At 70.9% G+C, this 17,154-nt stretch carries 16 protein-coding genes; 12 read left to right on the top strand and 4 right to left on the bottom strand.

The window, feature by feature from the left end; translation table 11 throughout:
• The first annotated feature begins 22 nt into the window (after positions 1 to 22).
• The 4 genes from ACIQV3_RS35870 to ACIQV3_RS35885 all read left to right on the top strand — a co-directional run bounded on the left by ACIQV3_RS35870 (position 23) and on the right by ACIQV3_RS35885 (position 1,646).
• Entirely contained in the window at positions 23 to 562 is a 540-nt protein-coding gene (locus tag ACIQV3_RS35870) for a hypothetical protein (protein ID WP_403720153.1), read from the top strand.
• Positions 563 to 579: 17 nt separating this feature from the next.
• On the top strand, positions 580 to 903 hold the full coding sequence (locus ACIQV3_RS35875; protein WP_403720156.1) for a hypothetical protein: 324 nt from the start codon (positions 580 to 582) through the stop codon (positions 901 to 903).
• Positions 900 to 1,361 (top strand): Pycsar system effector family protein, encoded by a 462-nt coding sequence (locus ACIQV3_RS35880; RefSeq protein ID WP_403720159.1) that lies wholly within the window; start codon positions 900 to 902, stop codon positions 1,359 to 1,361. Before ACIQV3_RS35875 ends, ACIQV3_RS35880 begins: the two co-directional genes overlap by 4 nt.
• A gap of 138 nt (positions 1,362 to 1,499) precedes the next feature.
• Positions 1,500 to 1,646, top strand: coding sequence for a hypothetical protein (locus ACIQV3_RS35885; RefSeq protein ID WP_403720161.1), 147 nt, complete (start codon positions 1,500 to 1,502; stop codon positions 1,644 to 1,646).
• 275 nt (positions 1,647 to 1,921) lie between these two features.
• Here ACIQV3_RS35885 and ACIQV3_RS35890 read toward each other — a convergent pair whose 3' ends face one another.
• Positions 1,922 to 2,335 (bottom strand): restriction endonuclease, encoded by a 414-nt coding sequence (locus ACIQV3_RS35890; RefSeq protein ID WP_403720163.1) that lies wholly within the window; start codon positions 2,333 to 2,335, stop codon positions 1,922 to 1,924.
• On the bottom strand, positions 2,332 to 2,625 hold the full coding sequence (locus ACIQV3_RS35895) for a hypothetical protein (protein ID WP_403720165.1): 294 nt from the start codon (positions 2,623 to 2,625) through the stop codon (positions 2,332 to 2,334). Before ACIQV3_RS35895 ends, ACIQV3_RS35890 begins: the two co-directional genes overlap by 4 nt.
• A 385-nt stretch (positions 2,626 to 3,010) precedes the next feature.
• Here ACIQV3_RS35895 and ACIQV3_RS35900 point away from each other — a divergent pair, with 385 nt between their 5' ends.
• From ACIQV3_RS35900 to mobF, 3 genes are all read left to right on the top strand, one after another.
• Positions 3,011 to 4,318, top strand: coding sequence for a hypothetical protein (locus ACIQV3_RS35900; RefSeq protein ID WP_403720167.1), 1,308 nt, complete (start codon positions 3,011 to 3,013; stop codon positions 4,316 to 4,318).
• A 13-nt stretch (positions 4,319 to 4,331) separates the two neighbouring features.
• A complete protein-coding gene (locus ACIQV3_RS35905) occupies positions 4,332 to 4,913 on the top strand; it encodes a GNAT family N-acetyltransferase (protein WP_403720171.1) in 582 nt (193 codons plus the stop codon).
• Positions 4,914 to 5,294: 381 nt separating this feature from the next.
• On the top strand, positions 5,295 to 9,194 hold the full coding sequence (gene mobF, locus ACIQV3_RS35910) for a MobF family relaxase (RefSeq protein ID WP_403720174.1): 3,900 nt from the start codon (positions 5,295 to 5,297) through the stop codon (positions 9,192 to 9,194).
• Positions 9,195 to 9,768: 574 nt separating this feature from the next.
• Here mobF and ACIQV3_RS35915 read toward each other — a convergent pair.
• Positions 9,769 to 10,362, bottom strand: a complete 594-nt coding sequence (locus tag ACIQV3_RS35915) for a hypothetical protein (protein ID WP_403720176.1) — start codon at positions 10,360 to 10,362, stop codon at positions 9,769 to 9,771.
• Positions 10,363 to 10,385: 23 nt separating this feature from the next.
• A complete protein-coding gene (locus ACIQV3_RS35920; protein ID WP_403720178.1) occupies positions 10,386 to 11,465 on the bottom strand; it encodes an NlpC/P60 family protein in 1,080 nt (359 codons plus the stop codon).
• A 293-nt stretch (positions 11,466 to 11,758) separates the two neighbouring features.
• On the opposite strand from ACIQV3_RS35920, the gene ACIQV3_RS35925 reads away from it, so the two are divergent.
• The 5 genes from ACIQV3_RS35925 to ACIQV3_RS35945 are packed head-to-tail and all read left to right on the top strand — an operon-like array spanning position 11,759 to position 17,154.
• Positions 11,759 to 12,652 carry a hypothetical protein gene (locus tag ACIQV3_RS35925; RefSeq protein ID WP_403720181.1) on the top strand — a complete coding sequence of 298 codons (894 nt, stop codon included), beginning with the start codon at positions 11,759 to 11,761 and terminating at the stop codon, positions 12,650 to 12,652.
• 16 nt (positions 12,653 to 12,668) lie between these two features.
• Positions 12,669 to 13,013, top strand: a complete 345-nt coding sequence (locus tag ACIQV3_RS35930; protein ID WP_403720184.1) for a hypothetical protein — start codon at positions 12,669 to 12,671, stop codon at positions 13,011 to 13,013.
• 2 nt (positions 13,014 to 13,015) lie between these two features.
• Positions 13,016 to 13,795, top strand: coding sequence for a hypothetical protein (locus tag ACIQV3_RS35935; RefSeq protein WP_403720188.1), 780 nt, complete (start codon positions 13,016 to 13,018; stop codon positions 13,793 to 13,795).
• Positions 13,785 to 15,632, top strand: a complete 1,848-nt coding sequence (locus ACIQV3_RS35940; RefSeq protein ID WP_403720191.1) for a hypothetical protein — start codon at positions 13,785 to 13,787, stop codon at positions 15,630 to 15,632. Before ACIQV3_RS35935 ends, ACIQV3_RS35940 begins: the two co-directional genes overlap by 11 nt.
• 1 nt (position 15,633) lies before the next feature.
• The gene (locus ACIQV3_RS35945) at positions 15,634 to 17,154 is read left to right on the top strand and encodes an SCO6880 family protein (protein ID WP_403720193.1); all 1,521 of its coding nucleotides are present in this window, start codon (positions 15,634 to 15,636) and stop codon (positions 17,152 to 17,154) included.

A 17,154-nucleotide genomic window follows, 5' to 3' on the forward strand; every position in this document is an offset into this window, starting at 1 on the left:
ACCCCCGAAGGCGGACACCGACATGAGCCACCACCTCGACCAGGTCACCACCCCGGCCCGTATCTGGCAGCCGACCCCGGTCGCCCCGGCCGCCGAGCTGGAGCTGTACCCGGTGCCCGTCCCCGCCTCCGTCCCCGTCGTGCTGCCCGACGGACGCACCGCGTGGGCCCGCGAGGTCGCCCCGCGCCTGGAGGCGGCCCCGATGCCCGCCCAGGCCGTCCCGATGCCCGCCTGGGCCAAGGGCCTGGCCGTCGCGGCCGCCGCCCTGTCGGGGGTCGCCCTGTCCGGGGCGCTCGCCCTGCGGATCGCCGCTCCCGCCCTGGAGGCCGCCATCAACTTCCTCGAAGCGCTCCTCGTGTTCGCGGTCGTGGTCGCCGTGGTTCTCCTCGGTGTAGGCATCAAGGTCCGCACCGGCCGCCGCGCCGCCGTCGCCCCGGGAGCCCCCGTGATGAACCTGTCCTTCGGGGACATCACCGCCGGGGCCGGGGGAACCGGCGGGCGGTGGCTCTCCAGGGGCGGGCAGGGCGGCGCCGTCCATCTGAACATCACCAACCAGAAGTAGCCCGGAAGGGGCCCGTCATGGACCAGGTGAACCTCTACCGCAAGGTGCTCGCCGAACAGGGCGCGCACTGCGGCTGTCAGGGAGCGTGCGGCAAGGACCACAGCGGGACCTGCCGGGCCGGGGCCACCGGCAAGCCGGTCCGCCTCATCACCGCCCCCTACCCGCCCCACCCCAGCGACGCTGCCAACGCCGCCGCCCCGCCGGACACCTACCGCCCGTGGTGCGGGCCCTGCTGGGGCAACGCCCTCATCGCCGCCCGCGAGGCCCTCGCCGACACCAACGAGAAGCGCATGACCGCCGCCCAGATCCTCCTCTTCGACCTCCCCGGAGCCGCCGCATGACCGCCACCAGCCCCGCCCCGGCCACGACCGTTCACCTCGACCAGGCGCACGCCCACGTCGTCGCCGAACTCGCCCGCACCGACGCCAAGGCCGCCGCTCTGCTGTCCGCGCTCGCCCTGCCCCTGGCCGTCCTCGCCGCCGTCTTACCCGGCCGCGCCCTGCCCCCGGCCGCCACCGTCTTGACCGTCCTTGGCGGCGCCGGGCTCGCCGTCGCCCTCGTCCTGGTCCTGGGCGCCGTACGCCCCCGACTCCCCCACACCGCGCGGGCCTCCTTCCACCGGTGGGCCGACCTCGACCCCGACCAGCTGCCCGCAGCACTCGCCGCCCCCGACGAACACGCCTCCACCGTGGTGATGCTGTCCCGTCTCGCACGGAGCAAGTACCGGCTGCTGCGGGCCGCCGTCGACCTCGCCGCCGCCGCGATCCTCTGCCTGACCGCTGCCCTGTTCACCGTCTGACCGAGGTGACGGTGCACATCTGCGCCGGCGCTGTGCTCCAGCGCCTCGTCCCGCCCGTTGGCCGATACCGGCCCACCCGCCGCACGCCTGCCGCCATGCTGATCTCCAACCGGTGGCGGCAGCAGGGGGAGGGTCCGCGTGGAGTTCGAGTTCGTGTGCTGGCGGTGCGGCGCCGACTGCGTCGTCTGGGGCAAGCCCCGGGGGTTCTGGACCGAGTGGTACGAGCTGCCGACCGAGTGGGACTGCTGGAACTGCGACGCGACGAACACGACACCCGACGACTGAGGTGACCGCCAGCGCGTCCGCCGGCGAGGTACTCCCGAGCACCTGCCGCGGGCGGACCCTGCGACACGAGATGGCCCGCACCCTTCGGGGTGCGGGCCCTTTTTCATTTCCCCGAAAGACCGTGTCCGGAAATCCGGACGCCAAGTGCCGCAAGGGAAAACGGGGGTCCTGACAGAACTACCGACATCCAGCGGCAGAGCCCACTGACGTCTTGATGGCGGACGACACGGACCGGGTGGAGACGCAGGAGCAACCCACCTGGACCCTGTCGACGGTCAGCGGACCGGTGTGCGGGCCTGCTCGACCGGTTCCACTGCGTCCACGAGCCGGTCGAGGCGCTCGTACAACGCACGGACCATGCGGGCGCGGCCCTGGACACACTGGACAGTGCCTTTCAGGGGCGTGGACAGTCGCAGCTCAGCGTCAGCGAGGACCAGCTCGGCGAGCGCCCGCCGTCCGCTGGACTTCGGCAGCTGCTCAGCCTGCCGCCAGACGTCGGAGGCGACCGCGCGAGCGTGCCCGGTCAGCTGCAGCGCAATCTGCTCGTAGTCGCAGGGCTGGAGCGCGGCGTCCGGGTCGCTCCAGGCCAGCACGGCCTTTACGAGCGACTCGTATGGCTCGCGGTCGAGCGGAAGGTCCGCCTCGATCAGGCCCTCGGGGTCGTACAGGACGGTATGGCTGCTGATCATGAGGCGTCCGCCTTCGGCTGGTCGGCGCCAAGCGCGGCGCGCAGGTGTGTGGTGAGCTGGTCGGCGGGAACGAGCCGTGGGGTCGCGTTCTCGCGGGGCGGGGAAAGCCAGTGCGCCGAAGGAGTGCCGTGCGCGGTTGCGGGCATCAGGAGCTGGCTGCCGCTGGCGAGTATGCGAATGCCGGGAAGGCCGGCGGCCGCGCTGCCTGTGCCAGGCGGGACAAGGACGTACAGCTGGGGGTGGATGAAGTCGGCGAGGACCAGATAGCCGCTGCGCGGGTTCAGTCCCATCGCGGCCAGCACGTCCAGACCGAGCACTATCGGGGCGGATGGCCACCGCGTCCCAGCTCCCGCCGCACTCCCGCCAGATCGTGCGCTCGGTGCCACGAGCCCACAGGGCCCGGCGCTGGCCGGTGGGCTGCGCGAGCCGATGCCAGGCGGAAGCGGCACGCTTCGTGTTTGTGGCGGACCCCTTCGCCATAGCCGTTCTCCCTGATCGGTCGTCACGTCACCGTCCACGCAAGCAGCGACGCGGTGACGGGTGCGATGTCGGGCCGATGTAAGAGCGATGCAAGTCGGCTCGGACTGGGTGAACTGCGGCCAAGGACGGGCATGACAAGGGTGGGAGCGGTACGGTCGCCGCACCCGTCCATCGCGGATGCAGTCCGGAGCCGGTATGGCTGACCACCCTCGTTCCCCCAACGCCCAACTGCGCGCCGTGCGCGAGGGCGACTTTCAGATGTCCCGCCAGGAGTTCGCCAAGCTCATCGTCAAGACCGGCGACGGCATGGGTGAGCCGGTCGGCTGCACCTCACGCCTGGTGGCGGCTTGGGAGGATGGAGAGGTCAGGCTCCCCCGGGCTGTCTACCGCCGGGTCCTCACCAAGGTGACCGGTCGCACGCTGCGCGACCTCGGCTTTCAGCTCGACACCCCGCCACTCGCCGCGCAGGGCGTCACAGCGCACGGGACGGCACAGGAGGACCCGGTGGACCGCCGAGCCTTCCTCACCGACGACATGGGCGCCGCGCTGTCGCTCCTCCCTCTCGGGTCCACCCAGGAGAAGACTCCGGGCCGGATCGGCACCGGGGACATCCGTGCCGTCGACCGGGCCGTGACGACGATCTACGCCCACGATCACGACCACGGTTCCGCCGCGCTGCGCCGGGACGCCTCCCGCGCCCTGCATACCGCCTACACGTGGCTGCAGGACGGCATCTACACCGACAAGACAGGGAAGCGGCTCCGCTCAGCGACGGGCCATCTCTCGATTGCGGCGGGGTGGCTCTCGTACGACTCCGGCCGGGCCGCCGACGCCCGCTCGCTGTACGGCGAGGCCCTGGCTGCCGCGCGGATCGCTGACGATCCCAGCCTGGAAGGGCACGCGTTCGGCTGCCTGTCGCTGCTGGCCAAGGCATCGGGCCGGCCCCGTGAGGCGGTCGCTGCCGCACAGGGCGCACAGGCCGTAGTGCGCACGTACGGCTCGCCGCGGATGCTGTCGCTCTTCGCGATGCGGGAGGCTGGCGGATGGGCACTCCTGGGGGACGCCAGCGCCACCGACAAGGCGGTAGTCCGCTCTCACAACCTCTACGCCAAAGGCCCTACCGACGCCGACCCGGCTTGGCTGGAGTTCTTCACCCCCGCCGAACTTGCCGGACTCGAAGCCCTCGCACGCGCCGATCTCGATCAGCACGCACGGGCAGCCGCAGGAGCAGAGCAAGCCGTTCTCCTGCACGGCGATGCATTCGCGCGCAATCGCGCCTTGTACACCGCTGACGTTGCCATCCAACATGCAGTCAGGGACCGACCGGAGCCGGAAGCCGCGGCTGAGGCCGCCGGACGGGTCCTCGCGTACCTCCCCGAGGTGCGCTCCGACCGTCTGCTGCAGCAGCTGCACAACGTCGAGAGCGCGCTCCAGCGGCACGCCGCCGTCCCGGCGGTCGCCGACTGGCTGGAGAAGTACCGCACCACCGCCGGCGTCAGCTGAGGAGGAGCAGACGGTGACCATCCCGAGCACACGCACCGACGTGGTGATCCGCACCTATGGCCCAGGCCAGGTCCCCCCGCTGCTCGACGTCCTCGCCGACATCTGGGCCGATGCCCACCCCGAACTCGTCGACAACCCCGGTGCCGAGACCGCCGGTCTTTCCGTGCCCGCGCTCCACCGCCAGATCACGAGCCACCTCAAACACCCCGGCTTCGCCCTGGTCGTCGCGTACGCGGGCGGAACCGCCGTCGGCTTCGGCTACGCCTTCCCCTGCTCTCCGGACTACTGGTTCGGCCCCCACCTGGTCGACCAGGTCCCCCAGGGCGCTCGCACCGAGCGGCTGATGGGCTTGTGTGAGCTAGCAGTCCGGCCGCCGTGGCAGTCCCAGGGCATCGGTTCCCGGCTCCACGCCGAACTGCTCAAGACCATCGCCCCGCAGTGGGCGTCGCTTCTTGCGCTGCCCTCCAATCAGCGCGGCCAAGACCTCTACGCGCGCCTCGGATACGAGTACGCGGGCCCGTACCGCAACACCGAGAACGGTCCCGAGTTCGATCTCCTGCTGCTCCGCGTCGACAGTGAACCCACTAGGAAGTGACCCCCGCTCCTGACCCCTGCGATGAGGGCCAGGAGCAACTGCGCAGAGGTAGGACGACCTGCTGTACGACGAAAGCCCCCGTTCCGCCGATCCCGGCTGGAGCGGGGGCATTTCTGCGTTCAAGCCGCGCTCACTTCCCGACCGAAGTCGACTGCTGGGTCCTCCCGTTCTCTGAGATTCCCAGCAGGCGTCAGCGAAATGTTGACACCTGCTGGGAATCTCAGAGAACGTTCTATCGATCTGAATTGGCATGCCCATGTCATTTTTGATCGTATTCCGTGTGCTTCGAGGCTCGGTTCTTCAATCTGGTTAGTACTTCAGGTATCTTCGATACGCGATCATGGATCGCGATGGGCTGGGACCGGATGAGGGAGTGGGCGGGTGGGGTACGCGACTCCCATCTACGCCCCCGAGCAGGTCGACTACCGGCTGAGCGAGGACTGCGGATGCGACCGGGCCGAGGACGCCCAGGTTGAGTACCGCCTCGCTGGCGAGAGCACGTTGCGGTGGATCGGCGGCGGCCTGGTCGAGCTCGATCTGGTCGCCGGGGAGCGGGTCGATCCGGACGTGGCCCACGCGCTGATGGACGGTCGGGACTGGCGCACCGGCGAGCAGCTCGTTGCCCGGAAGAAGGCCCTCGATCCTCGCGGGAAGGTTGCCGCTCGCGCGCTCGTGGATGCCGTCGCCGAGGCGGCCACCGCGTCCGGGAAGACGGTCGTGGAGTTCTTGGGCCGGCCCGCGCTGGCGAAGAGGTTCGCCCGGGCTGAGCGCGGAATCCTGCGCGACGGTGAGAGCCACCTGCTGCCGCTGGCCGACGCGGAGCGCCTGGCCGACGCTGCCGGTCTCGACCTGGACGAGCTGTACGGCGCGGACACGGTGGCCGAGGCCCGGAAGTGGATGCGGCACCACGTCGACGTCGGCCTGCGTGGCGTGGACATCACCCTCGACCTTCCGAAGAGCATCTCGGCGGCCTACGGGCTGGCCGGCGCCGAGCTCGCCGGGCGGATCGAGGAGGACTGGCTGGCGTCCGTCACCGAGGCCGTCCACGCGCTGGAGGGGTGGGCGGCGTACGGGATGGCCGGCCACCACGGCGACGGCCAGCAGGCCGAGCGGGTGGAGACGTCCGGGCTGATCGGCTGGACGACCTTGCACCGTTCCGCGCGTCCGGTGGACGGCTCACCCGGTGACCCGCACTTGCACGTCCACGTGAACATCGCGCACATGGCGAAGTGCGCGGACGGCCAGTGGCGCACCATCGCGGGCGGCGGCGAGGATCTGCATCGCTACGCCCACCTGATCAACGAGATCGCCGAGGGCCGGCTCCGGGCCCGCCTGGCGGAGGCACACGGTGCCCGCTTCGAGCGGTCCGCGACCACGGGGGCCTGGGAGCTCGCCGGAGTCGACGAAGGCCTTCGTGACGCGTTCTCCCGCCGCTATCGGCAGGTCATTGACCTGGCGGGCGAGGGCGCCTCGCGCGAGCAGCTGAAGACGGCCGCCCGCAAGAGCGCGGAGGCCAAGGAAGAGGCCGGCCCGGACGCGCCGAGGGAGGCGTGGCGCACCCGGGCGGCCGCTGAACTCGGCGGCGAAGCGGCGGTCGACGCGATGGTCGCGGCCGCACTACCCGGGTCGGACGGTGCGGCGCCGCCGCTCTCCGCGGGCGGCGGCCCGCGGATGCCGGGCCCGGCCGAGATCGCCGCCCAGATCTGGGACGCCGAGCGCGGGCTGACCGCTTCGCGGAAGACCGTTTCGCACACGCATGTCATGGCCGCCGTCGCCAAGACGCTGCCTTACCTGCTGTCGGTGGAGCAGCTGACAGCGCTCACGGACGAGGTCCTCACGGTGGACGGCCACGCGGTCCGTCTGGCGGACTCCAACCGCGGCCACCACGCCCACCGCCAGCGCTACACACACACCACGGTCGTCGCCGCCGAGCAGACCGTGATCGAGTGCGCCACGGCTGGCCTGGACCAGCACCTGGCCCAGGTGACCGCCGAGGCCGCCGAGATGACGCTCGCCGCCGTCGAGGTCACCAACTCCACCGCCGAGCGCGCCTTCGTCTTCAGCGCCGAGCAGCGCGCCGTGGTGATGCGGCTGCTGACCGCCGGTCACGCGGTCGACGCGGTCATCGGCGTCGCCGGCGCGGGCAAGACCACCCTCATGCAGGCGGCCCGGATCGGCTGGGAAGCCGCCGGGCTGAGCGTCGTTGGCGCCTCCACGGCCGCGGTAGCCGCCGCGAACCTGACCGCCGAGGCCGGCATCGAGTCCCAGACGATCGCCGCATGGACCCAGGCGGTGAACGGCGGCCGAGGCCTGCACGGGGTTGGCGTCCTAGTCATCGACGAAGCCGCGATGGTCGACGACCGGGCGCTCGCCGCTCTCCTGCGGCACGCAGCCACCACCGGTACCAAGGTCGTCGCCGTCGGCGATCCGCTCCAGCTGCGCGCCGTCGGCATCGGCGGCGCCTTCGCCCGGATCCACAGGATCGTCGACGGCCTGGAGCTCACGGAGAACCGCCGTCAGCGCGACATCGTGGAGCGGGCTGCCCTGCAGGACTGGCGCAGCGGTGGCCGCACCAGCGCGCTCGCGGCCTTTGCCGCCCACGGCCGCGTCCACGCAGAGGACACCGCCACCGAGGCCCTGACCTCCATGCTCGGCGCCTGGAACGAAGCCCGAGTCCGCTGGGCTGGTGACCCCCACGGACAGGTAGCCGACTTCCTTTTGCTTGCCGCTCGCCGTGCGGACGTCGCCACCCTCAACGCCGGCGCCCGCGCCGCGCTTGTGGCCTCCGGGGAGCTGGAGCAGGGCCGTACGTACGCGGTCGCGGGCGGCGGCCGGATCGCCTTCGCGGCCGGGGACCTGGTCCACATCCGCCGCAACGACTACCGCAGCCGCCGGGACGAGTCCGCGGTCGACGTCCTCAACGGCTTCCGCGGCGTGGTCTTGGCGCTGGACGAGCGTAAGGGCGTGCTCGTCCAGTGGCGCCGCACCCAGCCGACGGGCGGGTTCGTGATGAGCGAGGCCTGGATGTCTGCGCGAGACGTCGCCGAGGGCCGTCTCACCCACGCCTATGCCATGACGATCGGCTCCGCGCAGGGCCTCACTGCCGACGTCACCATCGCCTACGGCCTGCACGCGGACTCCCACAGCCTCTACCCGGCCATGTCCCGGGCCCGGCAGGAGAGTCATCTCTACCTGCCGCTGGACGAGCTGGAAGACCACCCGACTCGGACCGCCCTCGGACCGGTCCGTACCGACGCCGACCGCCTTGACCGCGCCGTCGCCGCGTATGGCCGCGTCCTGCAGGCCGACGCCGAAGACACGATGGTCACCGACGAACTCACCCGCGTCCCCGCCGTCCAGACGCTGGTCAGGGAAGAGCCCGCCTACACCCCGTGGGAGCAGCGCCCCTACGGGCACCTGCCCGAGCAGCACCTGGCCGCCCGTGTCGACAGCGAAGCCGCCTCCGGTAGGCGCGCCGAACAGCTAGCCGCCGAATACGAGCGGCAGGCCGGTGAACAGCAGAACAAGCTGAGCGTCCCCGTCACGCCGGGAGGGGAATTCGCCGCCGAGGCGTATGAGGTCCTTGCCCGGGCTGGGGCCTGGACGCAGCGGGCGCGCGAGGAAGCAGCACGCCATACGGCGGCCGCGCGTCATGCCGAGTCGATGCGTCAGATCCTGGACCGGATCGAGCAGTCCGGGCAGAAGTCCCGGATAGCTCTTCGGCTGGCCGGCAGCAGCCGGAAGGAGACGCTGGCGCTCACCACTCAGTACGGGCAGCAGCATGCGGCCGCGGTTGAGGAGGCGCGACGGGCCTCGCGCGCCTCCGTGGAGGCGCTGCGCGGGGGCTGGCAAGCCCTCACCGCCTACCCGCATATCTCTCTGCTCGCACCGGGCGGAACCCCGGTGCCGCCCAGGGACGTGCAGGCCATGGAGGCCAGCCTGGAGACGCTGCAGCAGCGGGTCCCCGTGCTGGCCGCTCGCCTCGACACCCGCGTTGCCGAAGACGTCCAGCAGCTACGGGACAGCGCGCTGGCCCAGCGGGCGGCGGCCACGCGGCACCACGCGAACGCGGTCGAGATCCGGCAGGAGATCACGCTTCGCGAGGAGATGCAGGCTGCGGCGCCTATCCGGCACGCCCGCGAGGTCGACGGGCGCGCCGCCGCCCTGCGAAGGCCGCCGGCCCAGGCGCCCACTCCGCAGCCGATCCCGCCCCTCCCTCCGCAGCACCAGGGGCCCGTCAGGCCGGGGCTGGAACACCGGAGTCAGCCGCCGCGCGCGTAGAAGGCCCGCCGTTGGGTGCCGGTCACAGCTGCGGGGGCTCCGCCCCCACACCCCCGGCCACCCTGCGGAGGGTGGGGGATGCCCGTCGGCCGGTGGGTGGTGGAAGCGGGCGCGGTGGGGGTCCCTCGTTGGGCAGCTCCCGAAGTCCAGCACACCGCCCGCCAGCCATCCAGCACGCCTGCGGCGCCGCCTGCGGCGGTCGGGCGAGCCCGATCCTGGACGGCCGACGACCGGCGCACTTGACCACGTCCGCCGCCCAACGAGGGACCCCCACCGCTCGGGCCGACCGCGAGCTGGGCCGCTAGCAGGGATCCCCACCGCTCACCGCGACTTCCGGATCGCGATGTCCGGAAATCCGGACACCAGCAACCGCAAGGGAATCGAGCCCCCAGAGCCGCGCAAGGGGCAGCCCGACCGCGAGCTGGGCCGCCGGCAGAACCCGCCGCCCGCCGCTTGCCAGGTGAGCTGAGATGAGGGCGAATCGGCCACTTACGGAGACCGTCTGCATGTCGGCATTCCCGCTAGCGGAAAGTCACGCCCTCAGGCGGCGGTCCCGTTGGGTTCCGGCGGACACTCATGGCGCCGACACCGTTGCGGCGACCTGACCGTCCCCGGACTCCTGGAGCTGGCGGAGGTGTTCCCGCATGCGGCGGATCGCCTCCTCCCCCGTGCCCTGCACCTCGGCGAAGGCTTCGAGCAGGTCCCCGGCCAGACGGACCGCGTCCGGGGCCGGTAGTGCCTTCCACATGCTGTAGGCCCGGCGAACCGCGAGGACCGTCTCACTGTGCTCCGGTCCGTGGAGTGCGGCGTGCAGGCGGACGACATGGAGGTACCAGGCCACCGCGGTCTCATGGTGGCCGGTCAGATGTACGAGGTAGGCGCGGACTTCCCGGACCCGAACCGTCTCGATGTGCCCTTCACCGCGTGCCGCGGTGATCCTCGCGTCGAGCTCCACGGCGAGGCCTTGCGCACGGGCGAGGTCGACGGACGAGGCTGCCTGAATGGCAGCCAGCTGGTCGGCAACGTCGCCGCTCACGGTGGAGGCGGCATCCTCAACGGCAACGACGGGGACTTCGACTGGGGAGACTGCGGCCTTTACGGGCTCGGCGCCGGCCCAGAACTGTGGGTCGACATCGCCCCAGGCGCGGAAGAGGGTCTGGTCGTGCATGGGGGTTCCTGTGCTCGTATCGGTCACCAGGCCACCACCCGGCGGATGCCGGTTACCCGGGTCATGTAGTTCGTCGAATTCCGCCAGCTGCTGTAGGGGACGATGCGGGTTTGGACTCCGGTGCGCGGGGACTCGATGAGCATGCCGGATCCGATGTACATGCCGACGTGTCCCGGGTTGGAGGCCGAGCCGTCGGAACCGGCGTTGAAGACCAGGTCGCCGGGCTTCGGGCTGTCCAGGCCGACTTCAATGGGCAGGTCGATCTGGTCGAAGGTCACGCGCGGGATGGTGATCCCGGCCGCCTTGTACGCCTGCTGCATCAGGGAGGAGCAGTCGCACCAGTGCTGCCGGTTCTTCCCGAGGGCGTTGGTGCAGTCGCCGCCGAGCTGATACCAGCCGCCCTTCTGGGCCAGCGCCCAGGCCACGGCGGTGCGGACCGGCGGCGGGGTGTCCGGAGGGAGTTCGAAGCCGTCCGGTAGTTCGACGGGTCCGCTTCCGCCTCCTGGGGCGGTGTACTTCACCGCCCGGGCCAAGATCTTTTTGACGTAGTCGTAGGTCTGGCCCTCGGCGAAACTGGGGGGCGGGACGCCGTCGAACTGCTCGACTCTCCCCCACCCGGCGTTGTAGCCGGCCAGGGCCTTCTCGATGGGTGACCCGCTGTACTCGGGATGTGCCTTGGCCTTCTTCAACAAGCCGCACATCATGTTCCCCTGCGAGGGAATCGCGTCCTTCGGATCCATGACGTCCTTGTCGCCATCGCCGTCACCGTCGATGCCTTGAGTGGCCCAGGTCCCCGGGATGAACTGCGATATCCCGGACGCGATCGGACGGCCGGAGGAATCGCGGGAGATGGCCGTCGGGTCGAAGTTCGACTCGGCCCAAATCTGCGCGGCCAAAATCGCCGGCGGCAGCCCCTGGTCGCAGGCGGCGGCCGCATCCAGGATCAGCTGAGCGTACTGGGCGGGCACACCTTCACGGCCGCCGATTATCAGTGAGCCGGCTGTCGGCCAAGTGCCAACGTTGCGGCCCTTGCTGTCGTCATCGGCGAGCGTGGCGACGAGCATCACCACACCGAGCCCCAGAGCCAGCGGAGTGGCAACCACACCTGCACCAGCTACCCCCAGCCATCGCTTCGCCCCCACCAGGCCCCCCTCGGCAGTTCTTCTGATTTGCGCCCACGAAGACGAAATCAGGCCGCATGGCCGGAAATTGATGTCACTGTGAGTGCGTGGCGGATCGTGACACTATGCCATTTCGGCTCGCGGGGAGGGTCCTGAATATCCCTCAGACGATGTCGGAGGGGCCGTGTAAAGTGCCGATGCCTTTCAGTTCCAGGTCGGCCCGCGTGTGAATTTCACATTTGCGACGGCTTTGGTTGGGGTGCTTGGGGGGATTCATGAGCAAAAAGGGCAACTCGGTACACGCGGTGTTCCCCGAGGCAGCTCGCCTCGTTGTGCCGGTGATGGCGGCAACCGGGGGCAGCGCGCGCTCCACGGTCGCGCACCTCCTCGCCGACGAACTCGCGGCCGCGGCGGACACCGTCGTACTGGACCTGGCGCCACGCCTTGCCTCCTCCTGGCCGACCTGGAGCGGAGCGGAGCAGGCCGGCGGCCTGGCCGCGCTTCCGCCGGACCGACCCGCGACAAGAGGCCAGATCCGCGATGCGTCGGCAACCCGCCGGGCCCCTGAGGGCACCTGGCACGTACTGACCGACGGGCGCGAGTGGCATACGGCCCCACTGTCGCTGCCGTCCCAGCCCGCGGCCTGGTACCAACTTGCCGCTGCGGGCGGCTGGCAGGCCGTCATCGCCGACACCGTCCACCCCGTGGCGCACGACCTCCTCGCGACCCGCTACTCGGCCCCGCCGAGCCTGACCCGCGCCTGGTGCGACCTGCCCTTCACCGTCCCGGTCCTGTGCGCCCAGGCCACCGCCGACGGCATACAGACCCTCCAACAAGCCGTGATGGTGCTGCACGCCGAAGGCCTGCCCCTGCAGCGCACCGTGGTCGTTCTGGCCGCCACCGCCGACGGCCGGCCGCCCGCCGTGGTCCGGGCAGCGGCCACGATGCTCTCCGCCCGTGCCGCCGCCGTGGTTCACCTCCCCCACGACGCGGACATCCGCGCCAACGGACTTCAGGCCCAGCCGGCCCGGACCCGCCCGCGCACCCGCCAGGCGGCGAAGGAGCTGGCCACCGCCGTGCTCACTGCCGCCCGCGAAACCTTCGGCGATCCGCTGCCCGCAGCTCCGCAGCCCGCCCCGCTCCCCGCCGTTGCAGTCCCTGCCGTCTGACGAGGAATCACCGAACATGAGCCAGCTCCTAATGAGCCTGCACGCCCTTGCAACCGACACCGGCGCGAACTTCCTCGCGGCGCCCGCGCCCGGTCCCGTGCCGGACTTCGATCCGTCGCTGCCGAAGGAGGTCAACACCCCCGTCAAGACGATCCTGGCGTGGACCGCGGGCGGCGGCCTTGCGCTCGCCTGCCTCGGCGGGCTCAGCGGCTGGGCCCTGGTCGCGATCGGCCACAACACCGAGCGGGCCGCGCTGGCGGCCCGGGGCAAGCAGTCCGTGCTGTGGAGCCTGATCGGTGCGGGCGGCATCGGGCTGACGTCCTCGCTGATCTTGGCCGCGTACACCATGACGAGCGCCTGAGCGTGGACTCGACGAGCGGGCTCAAGGCCCGCAGAGCCCGCTTCGTGCTCGTCGCCATCGTCGTTGCGGTGGCCGCCCTGCTGGTTGTCGGCGGCTTCACCGTGGCCAACTTGATGCGGGACGACAAGGGGAAGCCGCAGGCAGGCATCAGCCCGTCTGCCAGCGCACCCGCGCCGGCGGGAACGGGTGGAAGCGCTGTCGGAACGATGACCCCCGAGAAGGGGAAGAAGATCACGCTGCGCAAGCCGACCGGCCAGAAGGACGGCGTGGTCACCGGCTTCCCGAAATCGCCCTCCGGAGGGCTATCGGCCGTCGTCTACTTCTGGGAGGAGTTCGCCTGGCTCGATGACGAGAAGGCCCGTCAGCAGCTCACTGCAGTGACGTCGAAGGACGCACCTGGGTACGTCGACAAACGGGTCTCCGACATTCGCGCGATGCGTGAAGCTCTCGGTCTGCCCCCGTCCGGCGGGATCTCGGCCGACATCAGCTTCACCACCGCCGTCCAGGCCGCGCGGGCCACCACCATCCAGGCCCCCGGCATGCCGGCCGGCTACGTCATGCAGGTCTGGCTCTCCTACGACCGCTACGCCACCGGCCCCAAGGGCGGCCGTGACGAGAACCCCCTGCGCGGAGACATGGTCGACTTCATCGTGAAGTGGGACGGTGCGGCCTGGAAGTTCACCGACGAGTTCGACTCGCTGCGGACCTTCCCCGTCGCCTACGAGCCCACCAGCCCATATGCCTGGGCTGACGGATGGGTCCAGGTTCGCCATGCAGACTGACCGCTTCAAGCGCACCGCACGTGCCCTCGTCATGCTGTGCGCTCTGCTTTCCTTCCTGAGCGCGGGTGCCACCCTGTCCATCGCGGTCGCGGCGGACGATCCAAATCACTACTCGACGGTGGGACCGCCCGATCCGATCCCCAAGGAGTGGGAGCAGTTCCCCATCGGCCTCACCCCGAAGGGGAAGTACTGCCTGTACGACCAGATCGACGACCTCGACAAGTGCCACCTGCCCGGCCCGGGCGATCCACGGATTCCCGGCCGACTGATCCCGTGTGAGGGTGCGGACGGCAACGCGGCCCGGGACTGCTCGGACGAGGAGCAGAGGGAATTTGAGATCCGGCGGCTGGAAGAGTGGCGCAAGAACTTCCCCGACAAGCAGTGGAAGAACTACGAGAAGCTCAACCAGTTCATCACTGACTGCGTGGTCAAGGACAACCGCCCGTTCTCAGTGTGCCGGCTTGAGGGTGAGGCGAAGTACCCGCCGCCCGCCAAGGGGCCCCTGGACTGGGTCGGTAAGAAGTTCTCCGAGTTTGCCTCCAACGCTCTGAAGGAGGCTGCCACCTACATCGGGAACTCGGTGGTCTGGCTGCTGAAGGAGTTCGCGACGCTCTTCAACGAGTTCTCCTCCATCAAGCTCGGCGACACCGGCATCGCGAAGTTCAACTTGATGATGGGCTCGATGTCCGCGGTCCTCGCGGCGTTCCTCATGCTGATCCAGTTCGGGAAGGTCGCGGTCAGCCAGAACGGGGCGCCGGCCGCGACCGCGCTGGTAGGTCTGGCCAAATGGGTCGTCATCTCCTCCGTCTACTGGCTCGTCGCCCAGACGGCCCTGGAGTGGTCGGATGCCGTGTCGACCTGGATCATCGACAAGTCCTTCAACGGCGGCGGCAGTGGCACCGCTTCCGAGGCCATGCAGCGCCAGCTCGGCGCGCTCTTCGGTGGTCTGATCACCGGTGGCGGCGGCACCGCCACCATCGGCGGTGCCCTCATTGCCGGCGAGACCGTCGCCACCTCCGCGGTCGGCGTCGTCATCGTCATGGGCATCATCTGCATCCTGGCGATCGCCGCCCTGTGGGTGGAGATGCTCCTGCGCCAGGTCGGCATCATGATCATCATTGCGACGATGCCCATCACCCTGGCCGGTCAGCTCTCCGACAGCACGGCCGAGTGGTGGCCCAAGGCCCGTAACGCCTTCATCGCCCTGGTCCTGATGAAACCCGCGATCGTCGCGGTGTTCTCCATCGGCCTCTTCGCGATGACAGAGGGCAGCGGTGTGCAGAACATGCTCGTCGGCTTCGTGATGTTCCTCGCGGCCTGCTTCTGCTGGCCGGCGCTCGCGAAGTTCATCACCTTTACCACCAACGGCGAGGGCAGCGCCATGGTCTCCGGTTGGCTCAGCTCGGCCGGATCCTCCGCCTCCTCGTCCTCCGGCGGAGCACGGCTCGAACCCGGCGGCGCCGGAGCCGTCGGCGGCGGCGCTGGCTACACCAAGGCCCTGGAATCGGAGAACTCCACACCCGCCGCGCCCTCCGCACCCGGCGGCGGTGGCGGCGGGGCGGCCAAGTCCGCGGCCCGGTTCGGCGGCAAGGCACTCGGTGTGGCCGCCTTCGGACTCCAGGTGGTCGCGGCCGGCAAGGACTCCCTGGAATCGGGGCTCGGTAGTACAGCCGCACACGCCGGACTGGGCCAGGGCGGCGGCGGCGGCCGACACGTCGTGATCGCCCCACGCCGGTCCGAGCAACCGGCGCCAGCACAGGTCGGGGCTCCCGCCTCCGGCGGGACGCCGGAGGCGCCATCAACCGGCCCGGACCCGGCGCCGCGAAGTGAGGGATGAGATGTCACAGCCCGTTTCCTACGGAGGCTGGCAGTCGGAGATCACCGGCTTCATGGGCCGCCTCTCCGGCCCCGGCTTCGCGATGGTCGCCGCCGCCTCCCTCCTCGCGCTCCTGCCGTTCAACGTCGGCTGGCAGGCCGCGTTCGTGTGCGTACCGCTCGCCCTGCTGCTGCTCGCGCTCGCCTTCGGGCGGGTCTCAGGGCTCAGCGCCGACGAATGGATCTCCCTCGCAGTAAGGCACCAGATCTCCGTGGCCACTCAGCGCAACCTCTTCTTCTCCGGGGCCTTCGCGCCCCGCTCCGCCAAGACCGGGCGCCAGCCGATGGACCTGCCGGGCGTCCTGGCCCGTCTGCGGATCCTGGAGGCCCCCGACGGACTCGGCGGGCAGCTCGGAGTCGTCCACGACCCCGTGGCAGGCACCTACAGCGCCATCGCCCGCATCTCCTTCCCCGGCCTGGCCCTGGTCGACACCGACAAGCAGACCGCCCGGGTCGCGGCCTGGGCGCAGTTCCTGCGGTCGTACTGCACCGAGGACTCCCCCGTCACCCGGATCGCAGTGCACCAGCGATGCCTGCCCGACGACGGCGCCGCCCTCGCCTCCTGGACCGCCCGCCACGTCACCGCGGACGCCCCGGCCGCCGCGGTGACCGCGCTCACTGAGCTGATGGACGGCGCCGGACCCGCCGCCGCCGCCCGCGAGACCTACCTGACGGTGACCATGTCCTCGGCCCGGGCTCGCCTGGCCATCAAGGGCGCCGGCGGCGGACAGATCGGTGCCGCGGCCGTCCTCGTGCGCGAACTGCACGCCATGGGCCAGGCCCTGTCGACCGCGAGCCTGCAGGTCGTCGAGTGGCTGCCGCCCCGCAAGGTGGCGGGCACCGTGCGCACCGCGTACGACCCCGAGGCCCAGCAGATGCTCGCCACCCGCGGCGCCGCAGCCCAAGCCCCTGGCTGGACGGGCACCGAACCCGGCGTCGACGTGGACCTCGCCGGCCCGGCCGCGACCGAGACCGCGTGGGGGATCTACCGGCACGACGGCGCGTGGTCGGTCTCGTACCAGGTCCGGATGTGGCCGCAGGCCGCCGTGTACGCGACCATCCTGCAGCCGCTGATGCGCCCGCGGCAGAACGCCCGCCGCGCGATGACGCTCCTCTACGAGCCGATCGGCCCCCGCCGGGCCCGCCAGGAACTGGCCCGCGACAAGGCCAAGCGCAGCTCCGCCCGCCACCTGCGCGCCAAGTCAGGCCGGGACGAGAGCGAGGACGAGCGCCGTGAGGAGGCCATCTCCCGCCAGCAGGACGTCGCCCGCGCCTCCGGGCAGGGCGTCCTGCGGATGACGGCCGTCCTCACCGTCACCGTCACCGAGCTCGACGAACTGGAGACGGCCTGCGCCGAACTCCAGGCGGACGCCGCCGCCTCCGGGCTGGAGGTACGCCGCATGTGGGGCGCCCAGGACACCGGCTTCGCCACCGGGGCCCTCCCGCTCGGCCAGGGCTTGCCCGACCGCCGGATGGGGTTCTGA

The sequence above is a fragment of the Streptomyces sp. NPDC099050 genome (genome assembly GCF_044759865.1).
Classification (GTDB): Bacteria; Actinomycetota; Actinomycetes; order Streptomycetales; family Streptomycetaceae; genus Streptomyces.

What these genes read in the sequence shown, in the direction of transcription:
- ACIQV3_RS35900 (WP_403720167.1), top strand. Translation starts at nt 3,011, where the DNA reads ATGGCTGACCACCCTCGTTCCCCCAACGCCCAACTGCGCGCCGTGCGC.
- ACIQV3_RS35870 (WP_403720153.1), top strand. Translation starts at nt 23, where the DNA reads ATGAGCCACCACCTCGACCAGGTCACCACCCCGGCCCGTATCTGGCAG.
- ACIQV3_RS35945 (WP_403720193.1), top strand. Translation starts at nt 15,634, where the DNA reads ATGTCACAGCCCGTTTCCTACGGAGGCTGGCAGTCGGAGATCACCGGC.
- ACIQV3_RS35890 (WP_403720163.1), bottom strand. Translation starts at nt 2,335, where the DNA reads ATGATCAGCAGCCATACCGTCCTGTACGACCCCGAGGGCCTGATCGAG.
- ACIQV3_RS35880 (WP_403720159.1), top strand. Translation starts at nt 900, where the DNA reads ATGACCGCCACCAGCCCCGCCCCGGCCACGACCGTTCACCTCGACCAG.
- ACIQV3_RS35915 (WP_403720176.1), bottom strand. Translation starts at nt 10,362, where the DNA reads ATGCACGACCAGACCCTCTTCCGCGCCTGGGGCGATGTCGACCCACAG.
- ACIQV3_RS35940 (WP_403720191.1), top strand. Translation starts at nt 13,785, where the DNA reads ATGCAGACTGACCGCTTCAAGCGCACCGCACGTGCCCTCGTCATGCTG.
- ACIQV3_RS35875 (WP_403720156.1), top strand. Translation starts at nt 580, where the DNA reads ATGGACCAGGTGAACCTCTACCGCAAGGTGCTCGCCGAACAGGGCGCG.
- ACIQV3_RS35930 (WP_403720184.1), top strand. Translation starts at nt 12,669, where the DNA reads ATGAGCCAGCTCCTAATGAGCCTGCACGCCCTTGCAACCGACACCGGC.
- ACIQV3_RS35925 (WP_403720181.1), top strand. Translation starts at nt 11,759, where the DNA reads ATGAGCAAAAAGGGCAACTCGGTACACGCGGTGTTCCCCGAGGCAGCT.
- ACIQV3_RS35895 (WP_403720165.1), bottom strand. Translation starts at nt 2,625, where the DNA reads ATGGGACTGAACCCGCGCAGCGGCTATCTGGTCCTCGCCGACTTCATC.